Annotated in this window: 25 protein-coding genes and 1 tRNA gene; 5 read left to right on the top strand and 21 right to left on the bottom strand. The window is 62.6% G+C overall.

Annotated features, from left to right (window positions below; genetic code table 11):
• Positions 1–24 precede the first annotated feature (24 nt).
• The 10 genes from NTU39_RS10295 to NTU39_RS10250 all read right to left on the bottom strand — a co-directional run bounded on the left by NTU39_RS10295 (position 25) and on the right by NTU39_RS10250 (position 8,691).
• Entirely contained in the window at positions 25–1,278 is a 1,254-nt protein-coding gene (locus NTU39_RS10295; protein ID WP_150664831.1) for an NADH-quinone oxidoreductase subunit D, read from the bottom strand.
• A gap of 9 nt (positions 1,279–1,287) precedes the next feature.
• Positions 1,288–1,887, bottom strand: a complete 600-nt coding sequence (locus NTU39_RS10290; protein WP_150576757.1) for an NADH-quinone oxidoreductase subunit C — start codon at positions 1,885–1,887, stop codon at positions 1,288–1,290.
• 12 nt (positions 1,888–1,899) lie between these two features.
• On the bottom strand, positions 1,900–2,379 hold the full coding sequence (locus tag NTU39_RS10285) for a NuoB/complex I 20 kDa subunit family protein (RefSeq protein WP_010807413.1): 480 nt from the start codon (positions 2,377–2,379) through the stop codon (positions 1,900–1,902).
• Positions 2,380–2,427: 48 nt separating this feature from the next.
• Positions 2,428–2,787 (bottom strand): NADH-quinone oxidoreductase subunit A, encoded by a 360-nt coding sequence (locus NTU39_RS10280; RefSeq protein WP_150576756.1) that lies wholly within the window; start codon positions 2,785–2,787, stop codon positions 2,428–2,430.
• Between the two features lie 130 nt (positions 2,788–2,917).
• Positions 2,918–3,002: transfer RNA gene (locus tag NTU39_RS10275), tRNA-Leu, on the bottom strand.
• Positions 3,003–3,144: 142 nt separating this feature from the next.
• Complete coding sequence (gene secG, locus NTU39_RS10270) at positions 3,145–3,513, bottom strand: preprotein translocase subunit SecG (RefSeq protein WP_150664830.1); 369 nt, start codon at positions 3,511–3,513, stop codon at positions 3,145–3,147.
• Positions 3,514–3,613: 100 nt separating this feature from the next.
• The gene (gene tpiA / locus NTU39_RS10265; RefSeq protein WP_150660734.1) at positions 3,614–4,381 is read right to left on the bottom strand and encodes a triose-phosphate isomerase; all 768 of its coding nucleotides are present in this window, start codon (positions 4,379–4,381) and stop codon (positions 3,614–3,616) included.
• A gap of 191 nt (positions 4,382–4,572) precedes the next feature.
• The gene (locus NTU39_RS10260) at positions 4,573–5,586 is read right to left on the bottom strand and encodes an NAD(P)H-quinone oxidoreductase (protein WP_150664829.1); all 1,014 of its coding nucleotides are present in this window, start codon (positions 5,584–5,586) and stop codon (positions 4,573–4,575) included.
• A 433-nt stretch (positions 5,587–6,019) separates the two neighbouring features.
• Entirely contained in the window at positions 6,020–6,418 is a 399-nt protein-coding gene (locus NTU39_RS10255; RefSeq protein ID WP_257959777.1) for a LuxR C-terminal-related transcriptional regulator, read from the bottom strand.
• A gap of 299 nt (positions 6,419–6,717) precedes the next feature.
• Positions 6,718–8,691 carry a sensor domain-containing diguanylate cyclase gene (locus NTU39_RS10250; RefSeq protein WP_150664827.1) on the bottom strand — a complete coding sequence of 658 codons (1,974 nt, stop codon included), beginning with the start codon at positions 8,689–8,691 and terminating at the stop codon, positions 6,718–6,720.
• Between the two features lie 334 nt (positions 8,692–9,025).
• Between NTU39_RS10250 and mutS the strand changes: the two genes are divergently transcribed.
• Together mutS and NTU39_RS10240 are read left to right on the top strand one after the other, a co-directional pair.
• Positions 9,026–11,740 carry a DNA mismatch repair protein MutS gene (mutS, locus tag NTU39_RS10245; RefSeq protein WP_246184609.1) on the top strand — a complete coding sequence of 905 codons (2,715 nt, stop codon included), beginning with the start codon at positions 9,026–9,028 and terminating at the stop codon, positions 11,738–11,740.
• Between the two features lie 22 nt (positions 11,741–11,762).
• Positions 11,763–13,223: a hypothetical protein gene (locus NTU39_RS10240; protein ID WP_257959776.1), complete on the top strand. Its 1,461-nt coding sequence runs from the start codon at positions 11,763–11,765 to the stop codon at positions 13,221–13,223.
• Between the two features lie 194 nt (positions 13,224–13,417).
• Here NTU39_RS10240 and NTU39_RS10235 read toward each other — a convergent pair whose 3' ends face one another.
• On the bottom strand, positions 13,418–13,945 hold the full coding sequence (locus tag NTU39_RS10235) for an FKBP-type peptidyl-prolyl cis-trans isomerase (protein WP_150664825.1): 528 nt from the start codon (positions 13,943–13,945) through the stop codon (positions 13,418–13,420).
• Between the two features lie 65 nt (positions 13,946–14,010).
• Here NTU39_RS10235 and NTU39_RS10230 point away from each other — a divergent pair, with 65 nt between their 5' ends.
• A complete protein-coding gene (locus NTU39_RS10230) occupies positions 14,011–15,231 on the top strand; it encodes a ribosomal protein uL16 3-hydroxylase (protein ID WP_246184608.1) in 1,221 nt (406 codons plus the stop codon).
• 179 nt (positions 15,232–15,410) lie between these two features.
• Positions 15,411–15,668, top strand: a complete 258-nt coding sequence (locus NTU39_RS10225) for a hypothetical protein (protein WP_072617452.1) — start codon at positions 15,411–15,413, stop codon at positions 15,666–15,668.
• Positions 15,669–15,751: 83 nt separating this feature from the next.
• Here NTU39_RS10225 and NTU39_RS10220 read toward each other — a convergent pair whose 3' ends face one another.
• The 10 genes from NTU39_RS10220 to NTU39_RS10175 all read right to left on the bottom strand — a co-directional run bounded on the left by NTU39_RS10220 (position 15,752) and on the right by NTU39_RS10175 (position 24,955).
• Positions 15,752–16,543, bottom strand: a complete 792-nt coding sequence (locus tag NTU39_RS10220) for an MBL fold metallo-hydrolase (protein WP_257959775.1) — start codon at positions 16,541–16,543, stop codon at positions 15,752–15,754.
• A gap of 8 nt (positions 16,544–16,551) precedes the next feature.
• Positions 16,552–17,694, bottom strand: a complete 1,143-nt coding sequence (gene bamC / locus NTU39_RS10215) for an NlpB/DapX family lipoprotein (RefSeq protein ID WP_150664822.1) — start codon at positions 17,692–17,694, stop codon at positions 16,552–16,554.
• A 51-nt stretch (positions 17,695–17,745) separates the two neighbouring features.
• Positions 17,746–18,663 carry a 4-hydroxy-tetrahydrodipicolinate synthase gene (dapA, locus tag NTU39_RS10210; protein ID WP_257959774.1) on the bottom strand — a complete coding sequence of 306 codons (918 nt, stop codon included), beginning with the start codon at positions 18,661–18,663 and terminating at the stop codon, positions 17,746–17,748.
• A gap of 42 nt (positions 18,664–18,705) precedes the next feature.
• Positions 18,706–19,317, bottom strand: coding sequence for a class I SAM-dependent methyltransferase (locus NTU39_RS10205; RefSeq protein ID WP_257959773.1), 612 nt, complete (start codon positions 19,315–19,317; stop codon positions 18,706–18,708).
• Entirely contained in the window at positions 19,314–20,516 is a 1,203-nt protein-coding gene (locus NTU39_RS10200; protein ID WP_046291512.1) for a tryptophan--tRNA ligase, read from the bottom strand. Before NTU39_RS10200 ends, NTU39_RS10205 begins: the two co-directional genes overlap by 4 nt.
• 26 nt (positions 20,517–20,542) lie before the next feature.
• Positions 20,543–21,208 carry a site-2 protease family protein gene (locus tag NTU39_RS10195; protein ID WP_150664820.1) on the bottom strand — a complete coding sequence of 222 codons (666 nt, stop codon included), beginning with the start codon at positions 21,206–21,208 and terminating at the stop codon, positions 20,543–20,545.
• Positions 21,209–21,304: 96 nt separating this feature from the next.
• The gene (locus NTU39_RS10190; RefSeq protein WP_150660574.1) at positions 21,305–21,931 is read right to left on the bottom strand and encodes an L-threonylcarbamoyladenylate synthase; all 627 of its coding nucleotides are present in this window, start codon (positions 21,929–21,931) and stop codon (positions 21,305–21,307) included.
• A 12-nt stretch (positions 21,932–21,943) separates the two neighbouring features.
• Positions 21,944–22,777, bottom strand: coding sequence for a 3',5'-nucleoside bisphosphate phosphatase (locus NTU39_RS10185; RefSeq protein WP_150664819.1), 834 nt, complete (start codon positions 22,775–22,777; stop codon positions 21,944–21,946).
• A 200-nt stretch (positions 22,778–22,977) separates the two neighbouring features.
• Complete coding sequence (locus NTU39_RS10180; RefSeq protein ID WP_150664818.1) at positions 22,978–23,868, bottom strand: alpha/beta fold hydrolase; 891 nt, start codon at positions 23,866–23,868, stop codon at positions 22,978–22,980.
• Between the two features lie 154 nt (positions 23,869–24,022).
• On the bottom strand, positions 24,023–24,955 hold the full coding sequence (locus NTU39_RS10175) for a ferritin-like domain-containing protein (protein WP_150664817.1): 933 nt from the start codon (positions 24,953–24,955) through the stop codon (positions 24,023–24,025).
• A 49-nt stretch (positions 24,956–25,004) separates the two neighbouring features.
• Between NTU39_RS10175 and NTU39_RS10170 the strand changes: the two genes are divergently transcribed.
• Positions 25,005–25,529 (top strand): gamma carbonic anhydrase family protein, encoded by a 525-nt coding sequence (locus NTU39_RS10170; protein ID WP_150664816.1) that lies wholly within the window; start codon positions 25,005–25,007, stop codon positions 25,527–25,529.
• The last annotated feature ends 78 nt before the right edge of the window (positions 25,530–25,607 follow it).

Below are 25,607 nucleotides of genomic sequence, written 5' to 3'. Positions count from 1 at the left end.
ACGCACAAGGCGCCCGCTGCGCACTTAGCGATCGATCTCGCCGAACACGATATCCTGGGTACCGATGATCGCCACAGCATCGGCAATCATGTGACCCTTCGCCATCTCGTTGAGCGCCGAAAGGTGGGCAAAGCCCGGCGCACGAATCTTCAGGCGATACGGCTTATTGGCACCGTCCGACACCAGATAGATACCGAACTCGCCCTTCGGGTGCTCGACAGCGGCATACGTCTCGCCAGCGGGCACGTGGAAGCCTTCCGTGAAGAGCTTGAAGTGGTGAATCAGCTCTTCCATGTTCGACTTCATTTCGACGCGCGACGGCGGAGCCACCTTGTGGTTGTCGGTGATCACCGGACCCGGATTTTCACGCAGCCACTTCACGCACTGGCGAATCAGGCTGGCCGACTGGCGCATTTCTTCCACGCGCACCAGATAACGGTCGTAGCAATCGCCTTCCTTACCCACCGGAATTTCGAAATCGAGGCGGTCGTACACTTCGTACGGCTGCTTCTTGCGCAAGTCCCAGGCAATGCCCGAACCGCGCAGCATCGCGCCGGAGAAGCCCAGCTGCATCGCGCGCTCAGGCGACACCACGCCGATACCCACCAGACGCTGCTTCCAGATACGGTTGTCGGTGAGCAGCGTTTCGTACTCGTCGACACACTTCGGGAAACGGATGGCGAAATCTTCGATGAAGTCGAGCAGCGAGCCTTCGCGTGCTTCGTTCATCTTCTTGATCGCGCGCTCGTTGTGCATCTTCGACGCACGATATTTCGGCATCGTGTCCGGCAGGTCGCGATACACGCCGCCCGGACGGTAGTAGGCCGCGTGCATACGTGCACCCGAGACGGCTTCGTACACGTCGAACAGATCTTCGCGTTCACGGAAGGCGTACAGGAACACGGCCATCGCGCCCACGTCGAGGGCGTGCGAGCCGATCCACATCAGGTGGTTCAGCACGCGCGTGATCTCGTCGAACATCACACGGATGTATTGTGCGCGAATCGGCACGTCGACGCCGAGCAGCTTTTCGATCGCCATGACGTATGCGTGCTCATTGCACATCATCGACACATAATCGAGACGATCCATGTACGGCACGGATTGCAGGAACGTCTTCGATTCGGCGAGTTTTTCGGTCGCGCGGTGCAACAGGCCGATGTGCGGATCGGCACGCTGGATGACTTCGCCGTCCAGCTCGAGCACCAGGCGCAGCACGCCGTGCGCTGCCGGGTGCTGCGGACCGAAGTTCAGGGTGTAGTTCTTGATGTCTGCCACAAGGCCACCTTAATGTTTCAGACCGGCGTAATGCTCTTCGCGGATGATGCGCGGCGTAATTTCGCGCGGCTCGATCGTCACCGGCTGATAGATCACTCGCTTCTGCTCCGGGTCGTAACGCATCTCGACATAACCCGACGTCGGGAAGTCCTTGCGGAACGGGTGACCGATGAAACCGTAATCCGTGAGAATACGGCGCAGGTCCGGGTGACCTTCGAACACGATACCGACCAGATCGAATGCTTCGCGCTCGAACCAGTCGGCCGAGCTCCACAGATCGATCAGCGATGCCACGACCGGCAGATCGTCTTCCGGTGCGAACACGCGCACACGCAGACGCCAGTTGTGGGTGAGCGAGAGCAGATGCGACACGGCGGCGTAACGCGGACCGTCATAAGCGCCATCGCCGTAAGCCGAATAGTCGAGACCGGCAACGTCCATCAGTTGCTCGAACTTCAGCTCGGGATGATCGCGCAGCGTACGCGCCACTTCGAGATAGTCGCTAGCCTTGACGGTGAGCGTGAGCTCGTCGAGGGCTTCCACCAACTGCTCGGCCCGGGGGCCAAGCACGTTTTGCAGGGTGGTCTTGAGTTTTTCTAGTGTAGACATGGGCGGTAGCGGTTATTTACGCGCGATCGTCGCAGTCCGCTTGATCTTCGACTGCAACTGGATGATGCCGTAGACCAGCGCCTCGGCCGTCGGCGGACAGCCCGGCACGTAGACGTCGACCGGCACGATGCGATCGCAACCGCGCACCACCGAGTAGGAATAGTGATAGTAGCCGCCGCCGTTGGCGCACGACCCCATCGAGATCACCCAACGCGGCTCGGCCATCTGGTCGTAGACCTTGCGCAGCGCAGGCGCCATCTTGTTGCACAGCGTACCGGCCACGATCATCACGTCCGACTGACGCGGGCTGGGGCGGAACACCACGCCAAACCGGTCCAGATCGTAACGCGCCGCGCCGGCGTGCATCATTTCAACGGCACAGCACGCGAGGCCGAACGTCATCGGCCAAAGCGAACCTGTACGCGTCCAGTTGATGAGTTTGTCAGCCGTGGTGGTGACGAACCCTTCGCGCAAAACCCCTTCGATGCTCATATGCTTACCCTGAATCCTTCTGCAATGCTGCCAGTTACGTTGACGGTCTTATTCCCAGTCGAGCGCACCGCGCTTCCACAGGAAAACGAAACCGACCAGCAGTTCAAGCAGGAAACCCATCATGGAGATAAAGCCCACCCAGCCGATATCGCGCAGGGCGACGCCCCACGGAAACAGAAATGCCGTTTCGAGATCGAACAGGATGAAAAGGATGGCGACGAGATAGTAGCGCACATCGAACTTCATGCGCGCGTCTTCGAATGCCTCGAAGCCGCACTCGTACGGAGAGAGTTTTTCGCTGTCGGGATTGTTGGGGCCGAGGAATTTACCGACGCCAATCAGTACCGCCCCAAGACCGCCACCTACCAGAATAAACAGCAGGACGGGATAATAGGTTCCGAGGTTCAACTCTACCCTCTTTCGGTTAGTTCAAAGAACCGCTCTCGTCGATGGTGTGGGGACCGGAAAGCGGATGAACGGTGAGCACAAAATAAAATGCCAGCCAAAGCATAAACGCAAGGCTGGCATCGTAGAACTGTGGTGCCGACGGCGAGACTCGAACTCGCACAGCTTTCGCCACTACCCCCTCAAGATAGCGTGTCTACCAATTTCACCACGTCGGCATTCATAGTCTGCAATCCGCTGTCACTTACGAATCGCTTCAAGACCGCTATATTAGCGCCCTTCGGCATTTTGTTCAATGCACAAATCGATTTTTTTTCAACTTTCTTTACAACGTATTACTTGTCACAAACGCAATGCGAATTACTTCGGCACGTCTTGCGGATTCGCAGCCGAAGCGGGTGCCGGAGCACTTGCTGCAGCGGGTGCGGAAGCCGTTGTCGGCGCAGTCGCCGCAGGCAAATTACCAAGGACACCGATGTTTGATGCCGGCTTGTACGAACCCATATAAGTCAGGCCCAGCGTGGTCACGAAGAACACGGCAGCCAGTGCAGCCGTGGTGCGCGACAGGAAGTTGGCCGAGCCCGATGCGCCGAAAAGACTACCCGACGAACCGCTGCCGAATGCCGCGCCCATGTCGGCGCCCTTGCCATGCTGCAACAACACCAGACCGATGATGCCCAGCGCGGAAAGCACCTGCACCACGATCAACAACGTTTTCAACAACCCCATCTCAACACCCGTATAGAAGAATCCAATTCATCCGATTCGCAGCGAAATTGGTGCACTGCGTCATGACTATTTCATACCGTTACAACAAACGGTATTGGCATCAGCGCGACAGACCTGCCTCGCAAATCGCCAGAAAATCTGCTGCCTTCAATGCCGCGCCGCCGATCAGACCGCCATCGACGTCCGCCATCGAGAACAGTTCGGCCGCGTTGTCCGGCTTCACACTGCCGCCATACAACACCGCCACATCCACAACCGCCTCACCCTTCGCACGCAACAGCGAACGCAGATGCGCATGCACTTCCTGCGCTTGCGCCGACGTCGCTGTCTTGCCCGTGCCGATCGCCCAGACCGGTTCGTAGGCAACGACGATCTGCGTAGCTTGCTCGACCGTCAGTGCCGCGAGCACCGTTTCGAGCTGACGCGTAACGACTGCCGTCGTCTCACCGGCTTCGCGCTCGGCCAGCGTTTCGCCAATGCACACGATCGGCGTCATACCGGCATCGAGCACGCGCAGCGTCTTGGCCGCCACGCTCGCATCCGTCTCGCCGTGATACGCACGACGCTCCGAGTGACCGACGATCACGAACTTCGCGCCGAATTCGGCGATCATCTGCGCGGCGACTTCGCCGGTGAACGCGCCGTTCACTTGCGCCGATACGTCCTGCGCGCCGAAGCCCAGCACCTGCCCCGAGAGACGGGTCTGGCATTGTGCGAGATAGGGGAACGGCACACAAACCGCCGCGGTCACGCCCGGTGCGCTCAGCACAGGCGAAGCCAGCAGGTCGCCCAACAGCGCCTCATTGCCGGCCAGACTGCCGTGCAGTTTCCAATTGCCCACGACGAGCTTGCCAGCCTTACGGCTGATGGTGCGAGCCGAAGCTGCGGTACCAGTTGTCACGCCTTATCCCCCAATGCGTATAGACGAAAAACCTCTCATTCTAGTGCGTCCGGGGCATAGGGGTCAATTTCGCCGGTTTTCCAACGTGTGAAACCGCATGAAATGGGACATTCACGCGGATTCACAGCATTGGACCTGGCGAATCGGGCAGAACGCGCTTACCAGGTCAGCACGATCTTGCCGACGTGCGTGCTCGTTTCCATCAAAGCATGGGCCTTGTCCGCCTGATCGGCCGGAAACGTCTGATAAATCACGGGACGAATCTTGCCTGCAGCGAGCAGCGGCCAGACCTTGTCGTGCAGGTTCTTCGCAATGGCCGCCTTGAAGGCCACCGAGCGCGGACGCAGCGTCGAGCCCGTCACGGTGAGACGGCGACGCAGCAGCGCACCCATATCCAGCGTCGCCTTGCTGCCGCCCAGCAGCGCGATGATGGCGATACGTCCGTCAAAGGCCAGCGCCTGCACTTCGCGCGGCAGATAATCGCCGCCCACCATATCGAGGACGACGTCCACGCCGCGGTCCTTGGTGAGCTCCTTCGTCACGGCGACAAAGTCTTCCGTCTTGTAATTGATGCCGCGCTCGGCACCCAATGTCTCGCAGGCTCGCGCCTTGTCTTCGGAGCCTGCGGTGGCGAACACGCGATGGCCGAGAGCGACGGCCAGTTGAATCGCCGTCACGCCGATCCCGCTCGTCCCACCCTGCACCAGCAGCGTTTCCTTCTCACCGGCTTCGGTCTCGCCAAGACGCGCACGATCGAACACATTGCTCCAGACCGTGAAGAACGTCTCGGGCAACGACGCCGCCTCGACATCCGACAACCCATCGGGCACCGGCAGCACCTGCGCCAGCGGCGCGGTGCAGTACTCGGCGTAACCACCGCCCTGCACCAGCGCACACACCCGCGAACCGATCTTCAGGCCCCAGCGGTTGTCCGCGCCATCCAGCACACCTTGCGCGCCTTCTACGATTTCGCCCGCCACTTCCAGCCCCGGCAGGTCGGATGCGCCCGGCGGCACCGGGTACTGACCGATGCGCTGAAGCACGTCCGGGCGGTTCACGCCCGAGGCGCTCACCTTGATGAGCACCTCACCCGGCTTGAGTTCGGGGCGAGCACGCTCGGTGAGCTTGAGCACTTCCGGTGCGCCGTACTGGGTGATCTCGATGGCCTTCATCGTGTCTGTCCTCGATTTCTGGAGCGGTCTCGCCACGCAAGCAAAGCGCCGCCCCTTCTTGTTGGGATGTCGACGGTGACGCGCAGACATTCGGACCGACGCTTCGCGCGCGGCTCGTCCGTCATGACACGCACCCTCCGTGAAAATTTTGTTGAGCCTGCACCATATCACCGACTGCACAATCGCGTCGGCCGCGAATGCACGCGCAGCGTATCGGCAAAGGGATTCCGAATTAATCGGGACGTGGGAGGTAATGTCCAACGAACGGAAGGCGGTGCGAGCCCAACGTAAGCGGAACGAAAGCGTAAGGAAGGTCTAAGGGAAGTACTTCGCAGACATCGATTTGACGGGCGCGCCGCAACGCTCATGACGACCGTTCGCGACGCGCCGGGTTGACTTGCCGTGTGAGGACCTGCTTCGCACCGAATACGCCTCAGGCGACGCCCTCGCTCCCCTCATCGATCAGACCGTGCCGGATGGCGTAGCCGATCAATTCCGCGCTGTCGCCGAGCGCGAGCTTATCCAGAATATGGGCGACGTGTGATGCGACCGTCCGCTCGCTCAGATGCAGCGCGTGGGCGACCTCGTTGACGGCCAGGCCGTCGACCAGCATATGAAACACTTCGTTTTCACGAACCGACAGACTGCAATGTCTCGCATCGTTGTCCCGCGCGTCGGACTCCGAACGCGCTCGTGGTCTACGATGCAAGGCCCGCGGCGGATCATGGCGCGCACCCTCACCAGTCGCCTTGCCTGTCCGGCCGGCGTCGCGCCACCCTGCGTCGGAAGCCGCCCGCGTGACTGCACGGCCTCGTCCGCTTTCCAATTTCATGCTCGCCTCCTTTGACGAAGATTTTCGAAGACTTTCGAAACCTCCTGAAGACATCCTCACACCCGACCGACAGCGGCGGCGCGAACAACCACCGAGCACATCGCCGACGACGGGCGTCGCTCATTGTGCGTCAGACAATCGACGCTCGTAACTTCAGGGAAGATGATCGCTGACGCTGTTTCGATTGCCTGCGCCTAACGCAAGGAAACGGTCGACGCAACGACGCGCCACCCCCAGTGAGCGCCCGCTTACAGCCCCCACTCAGGCGCCGACCTATGGCACCGGCCTATGGCACTGGCTTATGGCGCGCGTTCGGCGTTGCCGTGGCTGAGGACGAACCGCCCCCGACCGCCGTGCTTCGCTTCGTAGAGGGCCCGATCGGCCGCTTCGAACAGCATGACGGGTGTCTTGTCCTCGTTGCGCGCGACCATCGCCACGCCGACGCAAGCGCCCACTGACACCTCGCCGACCGAGAGCATCATCGGACGCGACGCTGCGTCGAGAATGGCCATCGCCGCGCGCTCGACGTCGAGCAAGTCCTGCACGTCGCGCATGATCACGGCGAATTCGTCGCCCCCGAAGCGGGCAATCACATCCCCCTCGCGCACGCTCGCGAGCAATCGCTTGGCGAGACGCCGAAGCAACTCGTCGCCCAGCGAATGACCCCAGGTATCGTTGACCAGCTTGAAGCGATCCAGATCGACGAATAGCAGCGCCTGTGCGCCCGCCCCTTCGCGTGCGCGACGCACCGCCCCCGACAACGCCTGATCGAAGCCCTTGCGATTGAGCAGGCCCGTCAGATGGTCCGTATGCGACTCGCGACGCCAACGCCGCTCGTTCGAGCGCTCGACGGTGATATCACGCACGAACACATGAACACCGGCAAGCACGTTATGCGTCGCCCACTCCGGCTGATAGCTCACTTCGAAGCATCGATAGGCCGAGTCCTCACCGAAGTCCCAGACAAACGTGGCCACCTCGCCAGCGAAGGCGCGCGCGAGATGTGGCGCGAACTCGCGATACAGCGACGGCCCGAGCAACTCGCGCGCCGTCACGCCAAGAATGCGGTCTCGCGAACGCCGCAGCCGCACCTCGCATGCGCGGTTCACGAAGGCAAACCGTTCGTCGCCATCCAGAAACGCGACGAGATACGGCACGCGGTCCGCCACCTCCTGCATCCGGCGCACGTTCGCGCGCGCCGCCTCACGCGAGATCTCAAGCGCTTCCGTGCGTTCGCTCAGTTGCTCCATCATGGTGCGGAACGTGTTCGCGAGCGCGCCGATTTCGTCGGCACGCTGCACAGGCAGCGATTGCACCGCGCGCATGTCGCCGGCGCTACGCTCGACCAGCTCGCGCAACGTATCGAGGGGACGCAGCAAGCGCCGCGCCACCCACCACATCACGAGCGCCGCGAGGCCGATCGCGGCGATGGCCAGCAACACCACCTGACGCCGAACGCGAGAAATCGGATCGAATGCCTCCGCACCGGGCAGCACCGCCACCACGTTCCAGCCGGTTGTCGTCATCGGGGCACGCGCCACCAGCGGATGCATGTGGACGATGTCGTTCGAGCCGGGGTCGCGCACGCCGCACATCGTCTGCACCGGGCCGACGGGCGTAAGAATCTTCGTGACGTCCGCCTGAATGACGTAGCGTGGCGGATTCTCGTTCGTGATCAGGCAATAGCGCCCTGTCTCGCCGACACGGTTGCTGGCGAGATCGACGATGAAGTTCTGGCGCAACAGATTGACTGCGCCGCCGACGACGGCGATCACCTTGCCCTGTGCGTTCGTCACCGGCACCGCGAGAACAATACCCGGTGAGGCGGTGATCTTGCCCGCAATCACGCTGGACGCCGATTGCGGCGCGCCCGCCAGCAGCTGCCGGAAATAGTCGCGGTCGGCGATATTGATGGGGGTCGCGGCGAAGGTGGAGTCGTAGAACAGATGACCGTCGGGCGCGGCAACGAAGATCGTATTGAACGTCTCAGGCATCGACACCGAGAGACCCACGAAGGTCTCGAACTGCGCGGGCGTCATGGTGGCGGGGTCGCCGATATTGCGCGCCATGCGGTGCAGTTCGATGAACTTGGCGCGCAGCTTGTCGTCGAGCTGATCGGCCGCGAGCTTGACGTGCGTGTCGAGCTGCGCCTGCATCGAGCTTCGTAACTCTCCATAGACGAAAAACTCGATCCCGACGGCCAATCCGACGATCAATATCATCGAGACGAGTGCTGTCGCCGCTGCGACCCGTCCCTTCAACGACTTCACCATGCTGGCCCGTACGAGAGTAGCTTTTGTCTTGCTTTCGCTTATTTTTGCGAGAGATTACCACCCGAAACGGCACATTTTCGGGAAACTTGAGAAATATTCGACGCCGGATTGACGCCTACGCGCGACATCCTCATCGGCGCCGATGCGTGACATCGATAGAGGATGGATAACGGCGCAACCCGAACCCGTCGTAAAATTGCGCATCCAACGCGCCACGATGGTGCAAATCGGCAGGACAAACGAAATTTGTCCTGCCGACTCACCGAGAGATGCGCCGGGCGGAAATCCCCGCCGGCGCGCGTCGTGACCCGACTTGCCCGACCCGAATTCATTCATGACGAGCACCCAAGCGACTCCCGCGGCACCGGCCGCAGCCACTGCAACACCCGCCATGACGCCGATGATGCAGCAGTACACGCGCATCAAGGCCGAGCATCCGAACATGCTGGTGTTCTACCGCATGGGCGATTTCTACGAACTCTTCCACGACGACGCCGCCAAGGCCGCGCGTCTGCTCGACCTCACGCTCACCGCCCGTGGGCAATCCGGCGGTCAGCCGATCCGCATGGCTGGCGTGCCGCACCACGCCGTCGAGCAATACCTCGGCAAGCTGGTCAAGCTCGGCGAATCCGTCGCCATCTGCGAACAGATCGGCGATCCGGCCACCTCCAAGGGGCCGGTCGAGCGCAAGGTCGTACGCATCGTCACCCCCGGCACGCTCACGGATGCCGCCCTGCTCAGCGACAAGGTCGATCAATACCTGCTCGCCGTGCAGATGCCGCCCGCGAGACGCGCCAGCGAACGCATGGCCGGTCTGGCATGGCTGTCGCTGGCCAGCGGCGAATTGCGCCTGATGGAAGTGGCCGCCGACAAACTGCCGCGCGAACTCGAACGCATCCGTCCGGCGGAAACGCTGGTGCCCGACAGCGCCGTCGAAGCCTTCGGCAGCTTCTCGCTCGGCACCACGACGCGCGTGCCCGACTGGCATTTCGACACCGCAGCAGGCACGCAACGACTGCGTGACCAACTGGGTGTTGCGAGCCTGACGGCGTTCGGTTGCGACGGTCTCGATCCCGCGCTGGGCGCAGCAGGTGCGTTGTTGCAGTACGCAGCCGCAACACAAGGTCAATCGCTGCGACATGTGCAAAGTCTGAACGTGGAGCGAGAAGCGGCCTATATTGGCCTCGACGCCGCCACACGCCGTAATCTGGAGCTCACGGAGACGCTGCGCGGCACCGAATCGCCCACCCTGCTCTCGCTGCTCGACACCTGCGGCACAACGATGGGCAGCCGCCTGATGCGCCACTGGCTGCACCACCCGATGCGCGATCAGCAGGTGCCGCAGTCGCGTCAACTGGCGATTGCAACGCTGCTCGAAGGCCCCGGCACCTGGCGCGCCCTCAACAGCGAACTGCGTCACGTCGCTGACGTCGAGCGAATTACCGCGCGTCTGGCGTTGCTGACGGCGCGTCCGCGCGATCTGTCGAGCCTGCGCGATGCACTGCGCAGGTTGCCCGAGTTGCACACCACCTTGCGCGCGGTCGAAGCGCGCTCGCCGCTGCTGGCGATCCTTCACGAAGACCTCGCGATTCCGGACGATGCGCTCGCGCTGCTGACGAGCGCCGTCGCCGAAGAGCCTGCGGCCATGCTGCGCGACGGCGGTGTCATCGCGCGCGGTCACGACGCCGATCTCGATGAGCTGCGCGACATTTCCGAGAACTGCGGCCAGTTCCTCGTCGATCTGGAAACGCGCGAACGCGCGCGCACCGGCATCAACAATCTGCGCGTCGAGTTCAACAAGGTGCACGGCTTCTATATCGAAGTCACGCGCGGTCAGACCGACAAGGTGCCGGACGACTATCGCCGTCGCCAGACGCTCAAGAACGCCGAGCGCTACATCACGCCGGAATTGAAGACGTTCGAGGACAAGGCGCTGTCGGCACAGGAGCGCTCGCTCGCGCGCGAGAAGATGCTCTACGACGCGCTGCTGCAATCGCTGCTGCCGCATATCACTGAGTTCAAGCGCATTGCGCAGGCGCTCGCGCAGCTCGACGTGCTGGCGTCGCTTGCCGAGCGCGCCGAAACGCTCGGCTGGGTGAAGCCTGAACTGGTACAGGACCGTGTGGTCGACATTCGTCAGGGCCGTCATCCTGTCGTCGAGCAGCAAGTCGAGCGTTTCATCGCGAACGATTGCTCGCTGGGCGATCCGCGTCGGTTGCTGCTGATCACCGGCCCGAACATGGGCGGTAAGTCGACGTTCATGCGCCAGACCGCATTGATCGCGCTGCTGGCGTACGTCGGCTGCTACGTGCCTGCCGAAGCCGTACGACTCGGGCCGCTCGACGCGATCTTCACGCGTATCGGCGCGTCGGACGATCTTGCGGGCGGCCGCTCGACGTTCATGGTCGAGATGACCGAATCGGCGGCGATCTTGCATACGGCGACGGATCAAAGCCTGGTGCTGATGGATGAAATCGGACGCGGCACGTCGACCTTCGACGGTCTCGCGCTCGCATGGGCCATCGCCCGTCACCTGCTCGGCCACAACCGTTGCTACACCCTCTTCGCCACGCACTATTTCGAACTGACGCAATTGCCCGACGAGTTCCCGCAATGCGCGAACGTACACCTGTCGGCGGTAGAACACGGCGAAGGGATCGTATTCCTGCACGCCGTGCAGGACGGCCCCGCAAGCCAGAGCTACGGCTTGCAGGTGGCGCAACTCGCGGGCGTACCGATGCCGGTCATTCGCGCGGCGCGCAAGCATCTCACGCTGCTCGAGCAGCAGGCACTCGACCCCGCCGCGCCGCAACTCGATCTGTTTGCGCCGCGCGCGGCCGTCGAGCCTATCGGAGAGGATGCGGACGACGATGCCATCGCACCGGGCGCAAACGGCGCAGGAGCGCACAGCGCCCCTGCCCTCGACCCTGCATCGGAAGCGGCTCTGGCACGTCTGGCGGAAATCGATCCGGACGATCTGCGTCCGCGCGAAGCGCTCGATCTGTTGTATGAACTGCGAGGCCTGATGCGCGGCCGCACGCACGACTGACGCCGCCCCCGCCCCCGCCCATATGTCGAGCCTTCGTCGCCCACATGTCACGCATGACACCTGCACCGGCCTGCTGGCCGCGTGTCTTGTGACGTTGGCGCTGGCGCTTGGCCCGATATCGACGACGGCGGCGACAGCGACGTCCGGCAGTGCGAAGGCGTCGCCCCGTACCGCGGCGAAGACACAACCTAAAGCACCGGCCAAGCCGCCTCCGTTCGAGTTCGCGGTGCTCGGCAATACGCCATTTAATAACACCGAGGTGCCCGTCACGCGCAGTGTGCTGGCGAGCATCGGCGACACCCCGGCCGCGTTCGTCGTACACGCAGGCAATCTCAAAAGCGTTTCGGAGTCGTGCCGCGACGACCTCGTCACGCAGCGTCTGAGCCTGCTGGCCAGTTCTCCCAAGCCAATGATCTACGTGCCCGGCGCGAACGACTGGGCCGACTGCGAACGTGCAACGGACGGCAGCTACAACCCGGTGGAGCGGCTCGACTTCCTGCGCGATCACGCCTTCGACGACGACGCGCTACTGGGTCCCGGCCCTGTCGGCTACGCACAATTCGACCTCACACGTCAGAGCGACATGGCGCGCTTTCGGCAGTATCACGAGAACGTGCGGTGGTTTTATCGCGGTGTGGTTTTTGTCGGCGTGAATCTTCCGGGCAACAACAATAACTATCGCTCAGCAGGCGGACGGAATGGCGAGTATGAGGATCGGGTGATCGCGACGCGCGTCTGGCTGCAACACGCGCTCGTCTACGCGCAGCAGAAGGACGCGCTCGGCATGGTCGTCATCGCGCAGGCCGACCCCGAGTTCGAGCCCACGCGTCGCGGCGGGCTGGGTGGCATCTTCTCGGATCGTGCGGGACGTCGCGGCGTCGACGGCTACAAGGATTTCCGCACGCAGTTGCAACGCCTGGCAGCGCGCTTCAAAGGGCCGATTCTGCTGATCGATAGCGGCAAAACCATGCATCACTCGCAACCCTTGCACGACGCTCATGGTGCACCGGTGAAGACGTTCACGCAGATCAGCACCTTCGGGTCCCCCACGAGCAATCGATGGGTGCGCGTACACGTCGATCCCCGGACGTCTCAGCTATTCCGCTTCGAGAGCGCACTCCTGCCGCCGAACAGCACGGCCGCACCAACGGCCAGCAGTCAGCGCAGTAGCGGCGCGACAGCAGCACAAGGTGTCGCCTCGGGGACGGACACGGCAAGGGCGACGACAGGCAATGGTGTGTTTGCACCGGCTGCGGTGCCCGGGCCTGCGCCCGCAGGCCATGTGACGCCGTCGGCTACACCTGCATCAACGTCCACCGCGCCCACCGCAACACCCGCCTCCGTGCCTTATGCGGTGCTCTACCCGGCCTCGGGACTGACGAACAATACCGTCATCAGCCTGGATCCGAACCAAGGCGTCATGCCGATCGGCCCCGCGATGCTCCCGAAAGCCACGTCTCGCAGCACGACGCATGGCAATTGAGGCAGTTTGCGCCGCCGATTCGGATCAGGCCCACGCTTCCGCTCGCCTTACCCGACCACGCATAACGCAAATACGCGTGCGGAAAATGCAAACGCCGGACAGGCGCATCGCATTTCACGATGCACCTGTCCGGCGCTTTTGCTCATACTGCTCGCGGGCTTCGCGTCACGGGTGACGCTCAGCTTGTGCCGCGATTAATGCAGCGTGGGCGCGTCGTCTTCGTCCTCGTCGACGATCTCGAGACCCGATGCGCCGTGCGCGTGCTGGTGCTCGATTTCCTCTTCGGTGGCCTGACGCACGTCAGTCACCTTCAGTTCGAAGCGCAGTGCCATGCCCGCGAGCGGGTGGTTGCCGTCGAGTACGACCTTGTCGTCGGCCACGTCGGTCACCGTGTAGATCAGCGTGTCGGCCTCTTCGTCACCATCTTCCGGCGTGCCTTCGAACTGCATGCCGACTTCGAGCGGTTCCGGGAAACGGCCGCGCTCTTCGATCTTGATCAGCTCGGAATCGTAGTCGCCGAAGGCGTCCGCCGGTTCCAGTTGCAGTTGGGTTTCAAAGCCGACGTCCTGACCATCGAGCGCTTCCTCGATCTTGGGGAACGTGCCATCATAGCCGCCGTGCAGATAGACCATCGGCTCGGCGCCGCTTTCTTCGATCAGGTTGCCCTGAGCGTCCGACAACTTGTAAGTCACCGAGACGACGGTATTCTTTTCGATCTTCATCAAACTCTCCGAAAAACAGCCCGCATTATACGCGCAGCCGTATGACAGCGCCCCGGCTCCTACGAATGACGACCTCTCGCTCTCCATTGCCGTTGCTCGGCGGCCTCGCTCCCGATGCTTTCATGAAGCGCTACTGGCACAAGCGCCCGTTGCTCATCCGTCAGGCGATCCCGGGCTTTTCCGCACCGCTTTCGCGCGAGGCGCTATTCGCCCTTGCTGCGCAGGACGATGTCGAATCCCGCCTCATCACCCATGCGCGCAAACGCTGGCAACTCGATCACGGCCCGTTCGACATCGACGATCTGCCGCCGCTCACGCGCAAGCAATGGACGCTTCTCGTGCAGGGCGTGAATCTTCACGCGCCCGCCATCGACGCCCTCATGCAACAGTTTCGCTTCATTCCCGACGCGCGTCTCGACGACGTGATGATCAGTTACGCGACCGATGGCGGCGGGGTCGGCCCGCACCTCGATTCGTACGACGTGTTTCTGCTGCAAGCGCACGGCAAGCGACGCTGGCGCATCGGACCGCAACGCGACACGACATGGCTGGAAGACGTACCGCTGCGCATTCTGAAAAACTTCGAAGCGGAAGAAGAATGGGTACTGGAGCCGGGCGACATGCTGTATTTGCCGCCGGGCTACGCACACGATGGCATAGCCGAGGGCGAGTGCATGACGTACTCCATCGGATTCCGAGCGCCACTCGAACAGGAGATGCTTCAGAACTTCCTGTATTACCTCGCGGAAAACGCAGCCGACCTGCCGTTTGCGCGTCATTTCGCTGGTCGATACGCGGATCCGAAGCAACCCGCAGTCAAACATCCGGCCGCACTGCCCGATGCGATGATCGATACACTCATCTCGCAGCTCGAACGCGTGCGCTGGGGACAAAAGGAAGTCGAAGATTTCCTGGGACGCTGGCTCAGCGAACCGAAGTCGCACGTATTCTTCGATCCGCCCGAGAAGCCGCTTTCGACGTCACGCTTCGTGCACGAAGTATCTGCACGAGGTCTGACGCTCTCGCCGAAGACGCAATTGTTGTATCGACGCAACCGGTACTTCGTCAACGGCGAACCAGTTGAAGTGCCTGTCGCTGCGCGCTCTACGTTACGAACCCTTGCAGACCAGCGCGAGCTGAATGCCGCAGAATGTGCGAATTTCGAGCAAAAAGACCAAGAAATCGTTGAAATTCTGTACGATTGGTATGCTTCGGGATGGCTGCTACTTGGACCCGACGCGAAAGGCGTGCGAAAGTTGCGCGCCGTAAGGAAAAAAGCGGGGTAAATCCGCGAGATTGACGTGACGCCTTGGGGAAAACCCAATATAATTTCTCGCCAAGCAGCTTGCATGACCAAGGGTAATCCTCAATTGCCAATGTCTCGCAATCGGCTTTGCGCTGGCAAGAGCGTATTACCGTAACTAATATTCAATTCGCTTGTCTTCTACCATAAAAGGACGTGATCATGAAGAAGTCTCTCCTCGTCGCTTCGTTGTTGGCTATCGCCCTGACCGCCTGCGGCAAGAAGGAAGAAGCCGCTGCTCCGGCTGCTGACGCTGCCGCTTCGGCTGCTACGGCTGCTTCGGACGCCGCTTCGGCTGCTGGCGCTGCTGCTGATTCGGCTGCTTCGGCTGCTGGTGCTGCTGCTGACACGGCCGCTTCGGCTGCTGGTGCTGCTGCTGACGCCGTTGCTTCGGCTGCTGACGCTGCTGCCAGCAAGTAAGCTCTCGCTGCCGCAAGGCAGTTGAGCAAAAAAAGCCGGTCTTCTGACCGGCTTTTTTACGTCTGTACACTTCGTACGCTTCGCTAGCACGTCAGCCAGTCGAATCCGCCCGCCTGCGTCGCCACCAGGATCTCTGTCGCCTCCGCGCCGATGACACCCGTCATCGCGGCCATCGCCAGCTCAGGCGTATTGTTCTGCTCGCTCAAATGCGCACAGACCACACGCTGAAGTTTTGCCCGGTCGATTGCCCCGAGAATCTCCGCAGCAGCGTCGTTCGCCAGATGGCCATAGGTGCCGCCAATGCGCGCCTTGAGCGACGGGGGATACTTGCTGTTGGCCAGCATCTCGCGATCGTGATTGCATTCGAGCACCAACGCGTCGCAACCACCCAGCGTAGCGATGACGTGCGCCGTCGGACACCCGGCATCGGTCAGCACACCCAAGCGGCGAGCACCATCGGAAAACACGAATTGCAGAGGCTCACGCGCGTCGTGGGGCACGGTGTAGGGATGCAGCTCCAGGCCACCCACCGTCAGCCGCTCGTCGGAACGACACCACCGCACGAGCGCATGGCTGTCCTCGACAGAGAGTGTCGTGGCGACCTTGACGGCCTGCCCCGTTCCCCAGCTCATGATGAGCGGGATTCGATACTTGCGAGTGAGGGAAAGTGCACTGCCGATGTGGTCGGCGTGTTCATGCGTGATGACGATGGCGTCGAGCGACGCCACGTCTATCGAGCGTGCCGTGAGGCGACGCTCGACCTCTCGCATCGAGAAACCGCAATCGAGGAGAATGCGTGTCGTGGAGGCGCCTTCCGACGCCTCCACCAGCAGGGCATTGCCTTCGCTGCCACTGCCTAGACTGGCGAACCGCACACCCCGCCTTAACGGAGCTGGTTGCCGATCACGCTGATGATCGTCTGAGCGATCTGCGAGTTGTCGACGTTACCCTTGTCGTCGAGCACCTGCACGCGAGTCTGGCTATCGCCGCGACCCTGCACGTTCACGCTGTACTTCTTGGCCTTCTTCTGATCCTGCACTTCCTTCGCATGGAACAGGCTGTAGAAGAAACCGTTGTCCTTCGCCAGCGATGCCGGATCGACATAGCTCACAAAGTACAGACCCTTCGCGCGGTCACGGTCGTCCACGGTGAAGTTACCGCGGTCGAGCGCCACGCCCACACGACGCCATGCACGGTCGAACGGCTCGTTGATGTCGAGGTACGAAGCATCAGCCGTCTTCACGACCTGGCTGGTCGGTCCGCCCGCCTTCGCGCTTTCGACTTGCGCCTTGGCCTGATCGGCCTGCGCGCCGAAGCGCTGCATCAGCTTCGTGAGCATGATGGCTTCGAGACCCGGATCGTTCGGCGCCGGCTCCCACTTGGTCGTGTCCTTCTGCGAGTTCGTGAACACTTCCACCATGCGACGATGCGTGATGTAGATGTCCGTGCCGCCGTTCGGATCACGTTCGACGCGGGTACGGAAACGATCGCGTTCGCCGGTCGAATACAGACCGTCGAGCACCTTGCCCAGCAGATCGCGGATGATGTCCTGATTCAGCTTGGCGCGGTTCTCGGCCCAGTCGGTTTCCATCACACCGGTGTCGGACGAGTCGATCGTCAACACGAAGCCGTTTTCCTGCCAGAACTCGCGCAGCGTCGGCCACAGTTCACCGGCCGGCTTCTGAATCACGAGCCAACGCTCGTTGCCGTCGCGAACGACCTTCATGCCCGGCACCTCCGGCAGCACCGTATCCGTCGGATTGGCGGCAACGACCTTCTGCTGCGTCTCGTAGGTCGACAGCGTGGCGGTGCCGCCCGGCGACACGTACTTGCGGTCAGCGGCCTGAACGTTCGTCAGATCCGGCGGGACGTCGAGCGAGGGGCCGGTCTTCGAGCTCTTGTAGTCGACCTTGTCGGAAGACAAGGCGCTCGACAGCGAGCTGCATCCGGCGACGAGGGCCAACGAGGCAATAGCGGCCCATGCCAGCACGGGACGAGCTACGGAATTACTGACGATTCGTTTCATGAGTCGCAAAAAAATGGGTGGGCAATCGAACCCGGGTGCCTGAACGACAGCTTAGACAACGGCGATGTTGGCCGACTTGAGGGCTTCGAGCACCGTGTCCTGATACGGCTGCGCAAGCGGCGTGAGCGGCAGGCGGATGCCCGACGCGATCATGCCCATCTTTTGCAGCGCCCACTTCACGGGGATCGGATTGGCTTCGACGAACATGGCACGATGCAGTTCGAACAGCTTGAATTGCAATTTACGTGCCTTGGTCACGTCGCCAGCCAGCGCAGCCACGCACAGATCGTGCATCGCACGCGGTGCCACGTTGGCGGTGACCGAGATATTACCCTGACCGCCCATGAGCATGAGCGCAACAGCCGTCAGGTCGTCGCCGCTGTACACGGCGAAGCTCTTCGGAGCGCGCCGGATCAGGTCGATGCCGCGATCCAGGTTGCCCGTGGCGTCTTTCACGCCAACGATGCCAGGCACTTGCGCCAGACGCAGCAGCGTATCGTTGCTGGCGTCTGCCACGGTACGGCCGGGCACATTATAGAGGATGACCGGAAGCTCAACGGCTTCGGCAATGGCGCGGAAGTGCTGGTACTGGCCTTCCTGCGTGGGCTTGTTGTAGTACGGCACGACTTGCAGCGACGCATCCGCACCGACCTTCTTGGCATGCCGGGTCAGCTCGATAGCTTCGGCCGTCGAATTGCCGCCGGTGCCGGCGATCACGGGCACCTTGCGCCCACGCGACTGGCCAGCTTCCGCGGTTTGCTGGACGGCGATCTCGATAAGCTCGCAGTGCTCTTCCACGTTCACCGTCGGGGACTCGCCCGACGTGCCGACGATCACGATACCGTCCGTGCCTTCGTCGACGTGCCAGTTGATCAGGTTACGCAGTGCTTCACGGTCAAGGCTGCCGTCCTCTGCCATCGGGGTGACAATCGCGACGATACTGCCTTGAATCGGAGTTTGGGTAGTCATGGTTGATCGAACAATTCAGCGATAAGGGTGGATTGTAGCGGATTACGCTGTCGCCTCGTACAGGGCGGCGATGCCGGGGTTTTCCCCGGGGACGGCACGTGTTGCGCACAGACGCTGCACACACGCCGCACGCGGTGCAGGCAGCGTGACATCCTCGTAAGCCGCGACACGCAGGCCCGCCGCATGCGCAACGTCGAGCAACTCGCCCGGCGCCAGCAGAAACAGCGGATTGGACGGTTTCCCGTACCTTTCGTTTCCTTGGGCAAAGGTTTCGTAAATCAGCACGCCGCCCGGCGCTACGCTCGCGGCGATCTGCGCAAGCAACGGACGATGCAGATAGTTTGTGACGATGACGGCGTCGAACGGCGCGTGCGCAGCCAGCGGCCACGGCGCACCTTCCAAATCGGCGCTGAGCGTCGTCACGTTCGCGAGCGTTGCCATCGTGGCAAGCGCCGCTTCGTCGCGATCGACGGCCGTCACATGCACACCCCGCCCAGCAAGCCAGCGGGTGTGACGTCCGTGCCCGCAAGCGAGATCGAGCACATGTGCGCCCGGCGCGATGAGATGCGCCCAGCGCACCAGCCACGCAGACGGTGCGCCGACACCGTGCGCGGCACCGGTTGAGACGGCAGCAGTCACGACGTCAGCCGTCATGAATACTGAAGCCCCATGGCTTCACGCACGTCACGCATGATTTCCTGCGCCGACTTGCGGGCTTTCTCGCAGCCATCGGCCACGATGGCGCGCAGCAGCGACGGATCGTCCATGTACTTCTGCGCGCGTTCAAGCATCGGCTGCTGTTCACGCAGGATGCCTTCGATGACCGGCTGCTTGCATTCGATGCAACCGATGCCCGCACTGCGGCAGCCCTTCTGAACCCACTCGCGCGTGTCGTCGTCGCTATAGACCTGATGCAACTGCCACACCGGGCACTTATCGGGATCGCCCGGATCGGTGCGGCGCACGCGCGCAGGGTCCGTCGGCATCGTGCGCACTTTCTTGGTGATCGATTCCGCGTCCTCGCGCAAGCCGATGGTGTTGTTATAGGACTTCGACATCTTCTGACCGTCGAGCCCCGGCATGCGCGACGCCGGCGTCAACAATGCTTGCGGCTCCACCAGGATCAGCTTGCGTGCGCCTTCGAGGTAACCGAAAAGACGCTCACGATCGCCCATCGACAACGACTGCGATTCGGACAGCATGGCGCGCGCCTGTTCGAGCGCCTCGTCGTCGCCCTTCTCCTGATAGGCATTGCGCAATTCGAGATAGAGCTTCGAGCGCTTGCCGCCAAGCTTGCGGGCGGCCGCCAGCGCCTTCTCTTCGAAACCTGCTTCACGACCGTACAGATAGTTAAAGCGCCGCGCGATCTCGCGGGTCATTTCCACGTGCGGCACCTGATCTTCGCCCACCGGCACATGCAGCGCGCGATACAGGAGAATGTCCGCCGCCATGAGCACCGGATAGCCGAGGAAGCCGTATGTCGACAGGTCCTTTTCCTTGAGCTTCTCGATCTGCTCCTTGTACGTCGGCACGCGTTCGAGCCAGCCCAGCGGCGTGCTCATGCCGATGAGCAGCGCCAGTTCGGCGTGCTCGGGCACCTTGCTCTGGATGAAGAGCGTGGCCTGATTCGGATCGATCCCTGCCGCCAGCCAGTCGATCAGTACGTCCCATACGTTCTGTTCGATGACGTCGGGCGTCTCATAGTGCGTGGTGAGCGCATGCCAGTCGACGACGCAGAAGTAGCACGGATACTCCGACTGGAGCTGAATCCAGTTCTTGAGCACGCCGTGATAGTGGCCGAGGTGCAGACGACCGGTCGGTCGCATGCCGGAGAAAACGCGTTCGGGGTACATGGTCTAGTTATAGGTCTGCAAAAACTTCAGGAAGCCAGCGACAGCAGCGGCGTGAGCATCCACACGATCACGTCACGCCCCCACTGAATCAGCGGCCACAGCCAGACACGGCCGAGCACACCACTGACAACCAGCGCCATCACAATGAAAAAGCCGTAAGGCTCGATACGTGAGAGCGTATAGGCCGCACGCGCAGGCAGCAGCGATACCAGCACGCGTCCGCCGTCGAGCGGCGGCACCGGAAACAGGTTGAACATGCACATCACGAGGTTCACCACGAGACCGGCCTGCGCCATCATCAGGAAGAACGGTTCGCGAACCTCCGCGATCTGAAGCCCGACGGTGACCAGGGCCCAGAGAATCGCCTGGGCAAAGTTGCACAGCGGACCGGCCAGCGCCACCCAGATCGTATCGATGCGCGGATTGCGCAAGCTGCCGAACGCGACCGGCACCGGCTTGGCGTAACCGAACAGGAACGCCCCGCTCGTCATGAAATAAAGCGCCAGCGGCACGAGGATCGTGCCGATCGGGTCGATGTGCTTGAGGGGATTGAGTGTGACGCGCCCCATCAGAAATGCTGTGGGGTCGCCGAAATGCTTGGCGACATAGCCGTGCGCAGCCTCATGCAACGTAATCGCGAAGAGGACGGGGAGCGCGTAGACCGCAATGGTCTGGATCAGGTCTGCATTCATAGCCGACTATTGTAACAAGCAGACCTGCACGCCAGTATTACCTACCCTTACAAAGATTTTGGGGCCACAGCGGGCAGGCACGGCACATCCAGGTCATCACGACAGGCCGAACGGTGTCAGCGATCCGCGTCCGCGGCGCAACACTTCCGGCGGCGTCACCGTCAGATCGACCACCGTCGACGGCTCCTTGGGGCACGCCCCGCCATCGATCACGAGGTCCAGTTGCTTCTCGAGCCGCTCCCGGATTTCCTCCGGGTCGTTCAGCGGCTCGGTTTCATCGGGCAGAATCAGCGTCGTGGCCAACAGCGGCTGGCCCAGTTCTTCGAGCAGCGCCAGCGTGATGGCATGTTCCGGCACACGCAGGCCGATCGTCTTTCGCGACGGGTGCGAGAGGCGTCGCGGCACCTCTTTCGTCGCTTCCAGAATGAAGACGTACGGCCCCGGCGTCGTCGCCTTGATCAGCCGGTACTGCCGGTTATCGACGATGGCAAATTCGGCCAGTTCGGACAAATCGCGCACGAGCAGCGAGAGCATCTGCTTCTCGTCAAGCCCGCGAATACGCCGTAGTCGGTCGACGGCCTGCTTGTCGTCGATATGACAGGCAATCGCGTAGCTAGAATCGGTCGGCAACGCGACGATGCCGCCTTTGTCGATGATCTGCGCCGCTTGCTTGATGAGACGTGGCTGAGGATTTTCCGGGTGAATCTGGAAGAATTGCGACATGTTGGCGGTAAGTTACTGCCAGCGGCTCCAGACCGGGGTGAGATCGTCGGGCAACGGTGGCAGCTTGCCGAGCAGCGCACGGCTCTCGGTCGGTCCATGGAAATCCGAGCCGCGCGACGCCAGAAAACCGTACTGACGCGCGACATCGGCATACTCGCGGTACTGATCCGGCGTATGACTGCCGGTCACCACTTCAATCGCTTCGCCGCCCAGTTCGCGGAACTGATCGAACAGCGCGCCGAATTCCAGCTGCGTGAATTTATAGCGCCCGGGGTGGGCAACGACGGCAATGCCGCCCGCACCACGAATCCACCTGACGGACTCCTCCAGCGTCGCCCATCGATGCGGCACGTAGCCCGGACGTCCCTCCGAAAGATACTTCGCAAAAACGTCGGAGACCGACGCGCATTTGCCAATTTCCACCAAAAAGCGTGCGAAGTGCGTGCGGGAGATCAGATCCGGGTTGCCGACGAAGCGCAGCGCGCCTTCGTAAGCGTCGGGAATGCCAGCGGCCGCCAGTTGCTCGCTCATCAGTTGCGCCCGGGCGGCACGACCGCCGCGCGTCGCCGCGAGGCCGTCGATCAGCACTGGATTGTCGGGGTCGATGTTCAGTCCGACGATATGCACCGTGCGGTTCGCCCACGTAATCGAGATTTCAACGCCGCTCACGTAACGCATGCCCAGCGCTTCGGCCGCCGCCCGCGCTTCGCGCTGGCCGCCGATTTCATCGTGATCCGTCAGCGCCCACAGGTCGACGCCGGCCTCGAAAGCGACCTGCGCCACTTCGGACGGCGTTAGCGTGCCGTCCGACACCTTGGAATGACAGTGAAGATCCGCGTTGAGCATGATGAGCCGCCAGGCGATGGCGCGATACGGGATTTCGGGGACGCCGGCAGCCCTGCTGCCCCTTCAGCCCCCTCGCCCCGTGATTGCCCTTCTGACACCGGCGTATGACGTGGTAATGACGTCCTCATTCTACCGCTCAAGTGCACGCGACGCGAGTTGCCGCGCGCTGCCCGAACTTGTCCCGCTGCGCTGGCTCCTCCCTAGTGGCGGCAGAAATCCTCGATCAGACGCGCGACGACTTCCGGCTGGTCGTGATGCAGCATATGCCCCGCATCGTCGACGAACGCCTCCGTCAAATTCGGAAAGACCTCGAATCGCTCGCGAAAAACCTCCTTACCTTGCGCCCCGGAGAAATGTTGCAGCACGTCCGAATCCGTCGCCTCGACATGCAGGACGGGCGCGCTCACGTTGCTCCACACCGCCATGGCTTCATCCAGGCGGTACGGATACGGGTTGGCCATCTTGTGGGCTGCATCGGCAAGCAAATGCCACTGACCGTCGCTCGCCTGACGTGCCCAGCGCGGCGCAAGCCACGCCGCCCGTTCGGGCGTGAGGCGCGGGTTCGTCTTGCGCAGGCGCGCCGCCACGTCGTCGAGCGACGCATACGGACGCAGCGTCGGCTGCGTCTGCACATCGTCCAGCCAGCGACTCAGTTGGCGGATTGCGGCAGCTGGTGGCGACGGCGGCAGGCCGAAGCCTTCGAGATTCACGAGGCGCCGCACCCGCGCCGGACGCACGCCCGCGTACAGACAGGCCACGTTACCGCCCATGCTGTGGCCGATCAGATTGATGGCTTCGCCGGGCTCCGTGTAGACATCGACGAGCGCGTCGAGATCGGCGATGTAGTCCGGGAACCAATAACTGCCAGCGCGTCCGTCGGCGACGGGCCAGTCGGTAAGGCCAAAGCCGCGCCAGTCGGGCGCGAGCACGTGCCAGCGCTGCGCGAGCGTCTGCGCAACGAACTGGAACGACGCCGACACGTCCATCCAGCCATGCAGCGCAAACAGTTTCGGCGCGCCGGGCGTGCCCCACTGGCGAACGTGGTGGCGCAGGCCGCGCACCGTCAGAAACTCAGATCGGGAATCGGTCATATCGGTCGCATCAGTCATGACACCGTCAGAAAGTGAATATCTGAACGAATGAGGAGCGTCGAGTATATCGACGGACGTCGCCACCTCGGAAGCAGCGTCAAAAAGCGAAACCCGCTTTCACGCGCTTTCATGCGCTTTAACGAATACGCCGCCCTTACTCACCGGCCTGAAGCGCCGCGAGTTCGGCGTCGTCGAATCCGGCCGCCCTGCGCGCTTCGAGATTGAACGGTCCCCGCAGGCGAGGCGCGCCGTACTGCGCGGCCAACCGCGCGTACGTCTCGACCGGCTCACAGCCTGCGCGCTCGCAGCCCCAGCGATACCAGCGGTTGCCGATGGCGACGTGTCCGATCTCATCACGCAGGATGATGTCGAGAATCGCCGCACCGGCCTTGTCACCTGCGCTGGAGAGTTTGGCCTTGATGGGTGGACTGGCGTCCAGGCCGCGTGCTTCGAGCGTTCGCGGCACGAGCGCCAGACGTGCCAGCCAGTCGCCGGACGTGCGTCGCGCCATGTCCCACAGCCCGTCGTGCGCCGGGAAGCAGCCGTAGTCGTACTGATCGCCCAACGTTCGCAGATGCGAGACGAGCAGCGAGAAGTGATACGCCTCCTCCGCTGCGACCTGAAGCCAGTCGTCGTAATAGGCGCTCGGCAGGCCGTCGAAGCGCCACAAGGCGTCGAGTGCGAGATTGATGGCGTTGAATTCGATGTGAGCAAGCGCATGCAACAACGCGGCGCGCCCGTCCACAGAGGTCACTGCCCGCTGCTTCAACTCTCTGGGCGAAACCAGTTGCGGTGTCGCCGGACGGCCCGGAATCCCGGCCTCATGCTCACCGTCTGCAGACAGGAATTGACGCGCCGGATGCCAATGCGCCGCCCCGTCGCGTGCGGCATCGCGCAGCGCTGTGACGCCCACGGCCTTCTCGAACGGATCGCAGATGCGCAGCAGTTCGAGGGCGCGTTCGCGCGCGCAGCCGGACACATCGGTCGACGACGACACGGCAACGGCGGCAGAGGAAATTTCGACGGATTTGCCGGAGACGGCGTGGCGCGCGGCATCGGCGCCGGGTGCAGGAGTGAAATCGGCCATGACGTTACAATAGCGGTTTCGTCGATTTTAACCGCGAACCGAAGCCGCCATGCCGATCTATAAACTTGGAGACAAGACCCCGCAGATCCACGAGAGTGCTTTCGTGGCCGACACCGCTACCATCATCGGTGAGGTGGTTCTAGCGGAGAACAGCAGCGTGTGGCCGGGCGTGGCGATTCGCGGCGATAACGAGCCGATCAAGGTCGGCATCGGCACCAACGTGCAGGAAGGCGCTGTGCTGCATGCCGATCCGGGCTATCCGCTCACGCTGGCCGATGGCGTCAGTGTCGGCCATCAGGCCATGCTGCACGGCTGCACCGTCGGCGAGAATTCGCTGATCGGCATTCAGGCCGTGTTGCTTAACGGCGCCGTTATCGGCCGCGACAGCCTCGTGGGCGCAGGCGCGCTGGTCACCGAGCGCAAGACATTTCCGGACCGTTCGCTGATTCTCGGCGTGCCCGCCAAGGTCGTGCGCGAACTGACCGATGAAGAAGTCGCCAATCTCAAGCGCAATGCCGACGTCTATGCCACGCGCCGGCAGGTTTTCAAGGAACAGCTGGTGCGCATCGGCTGAACGCGCGTCCGGCAGTGGCGCGCGCGGCCCGTCGGGAGCGCGAGCGTTCGCTGCCGATGTGTTGAAAATGCGGCGCGC

The organism is Pandoraea commovens, from assembly GCF_024704525.1.
GTDB classification, from domain to species: domain Bacteria; phylum Pseudomonadota; class Gammaproteobacteria; order Burkholderiales; family Burkholderiaceae; genus Pandoraea; species Pandoraea commovens.
Note: the sequence above shows the minus strand (reverse complement) of the source record. Positions and strands in the feature narration are given on the sequence as shown.

What these genes read in the sequence shown, in the direction of transcription:
- NTU39_RS10185 (WP_150664819.1), bottom strand. Translation starts at nt 22,777, where the DNA reads ATGCTCAACGCGGATCTTCACTGTCATTCCAAGGTGTCGGACGGCACG.
- NTU39_RS10250 (WP_150664827.1), bottom strand. Translation starts at nt 8,691, where the DNA reads ATGGTGAAGTCGTTGAAGGGACGGGTCGCAGCGGCGACAGCACTCGTC.
- NTU39_RS10190 (WP_150660574.1), bottom strand. Translation starts at nt 21,931, where the DNA reads ATGTCGCAATTCTTCCAGATTCACCCGGAAAATCCTCAGCCACGTCTC.
- NTU39_RS10255 (WP_257959777.1), bottom strand. Translation starts at nt 6,418, where the DNA reads ATGAAATTGGAAAGCGGACGAGGCCGTGCAGTCACGCGGGCGGCTTCC.
- NTU39_RS10260 (WP_150664829.1), bottom strand. Translation starts at nt 5,586, where the DNA reads ATGAAGGCCATCGAGATCACCCAGTACGGCGCACCGGAAGTGCTCAAG.
- dapA (WP_257959774.1), bottom strand. Translation starts at nt 18,663, where the DNA reads ATGACTACCCAAACTCCGATTCAAGGCAGTATCGTCGCGATTGTCACC.
- NTU39_RS10235 (WP_150664825.1), bottom strand. Translation starts at nt 13,945, where the DNA reads ATGAAGATCGAAAAGAATACCGTCGTCTCGGTGACTTACAAGTTGTCG.
- NTU39_RS10175 (WP_150664817.1), bottom strand. Translation starts at nt 24,955, where the DNA reads ATGGCCGATTTCACTCCTGCACCCGGCGCCGATGCCGCGCGCCACGCC.
- NTU39_RS10170 (WP_150664816.1), top strand. Translation starts at nt 25,005, where the DNA reads ATGCCGATCTATAAACTTGGAGACAAGACCCCGCAGATCCACGAGAGT.
- NTU39_RS10290 (WP_150576757.1), bottom strand. Translation starts at nt 1,887, where the DNA reads ATGTCTACACTAGAAAAACTCAAGACCACCCTGCAAAACGTGCTTGGC.
- mutS (WP_246184609.1), top strand. Translation starts at nt 9,026, where the DNA reads ATGACGAGCACCCAAGCGACTCCCGCGGCACCGGCCGCAGCCACTGCA.
- bamC (WP_150664822.1), bottom strand. Translation starts at nt 17,694, where the DNA reads ATGAAACGAATCGTCAGTAATTCCGTAGCTCGTCCCGTGCTGGCATGG.
- NTU39_RS10180 (WP_150664818.1), bottom strand. Translation starts at nt 23,868, where the DNA reads ATGACCGATTCCCGATCTGAGTTTCTGACGGTGCGCGGCCTGCGCCAC.
- NTU39_RS10205 (WP_257959773.1), bottom strand. Translation starts at nt 19,317, where the DNA reads ATGACGGCTGACGTCGTGACTGCTGCCGTCTCAACCGGTGCCGCGCAC.
- NTU39_RS10200 (WP_046291512.1), bottom strand. Translation starts at nt 20,516, where the DNA reads ATGTACCCCGAACGCGTTTTCTCCGGCATGCGACCGACCGGTCGTCTG.
- NTU39_RS10240 (WP_257959776.1), top strand. Translation starts at nt 11,763, where the DNA reads ATGTCGAGCCTTCGTCGCCCACATGTCACGCATGACACCTGCACCGGC.
- NTU39_RS10195 (WP_150664820.1), bottom strand. Translation starts at nt 21,208, where the DNA reads ATGAATGCAGACCTGATCCAGACCATTGCGGTCTACGCGCTCCCCGTC.
- NTU39_RS10285 (WP_010807413.1), bottom strand. Translation starts at nt 2,379, where the DNA reads ATGAGCATCGAAGGGGTTTTGCGCGAAGGGTTCGTCACCACCACGGCT.
- secG (WP_150664830.1), bottom strand. Translation starts at nt 3,513, where the DNA reads ATGGGGTTGTTGAAAACGTTGTTGATCGTGGTGCAGGTGCTTTCCGCG.
- NTU39_RS10225 (WP_072617452.1), top strand. Translation starts at nt 15,411, where the DNA reads ATGAAGAAGTCTCTCCTCGTCGCTTCGTTGTTGGCTATCGCCCTGACC.
- NTU39_RS10230 (WP_246184608.1), top strand. Translation starts at nt 14,011, where the DNA reads ATGACGACCTCTCGCTCTCCATTGCCGTTGCTCGGCGGCCTCGCTCCC.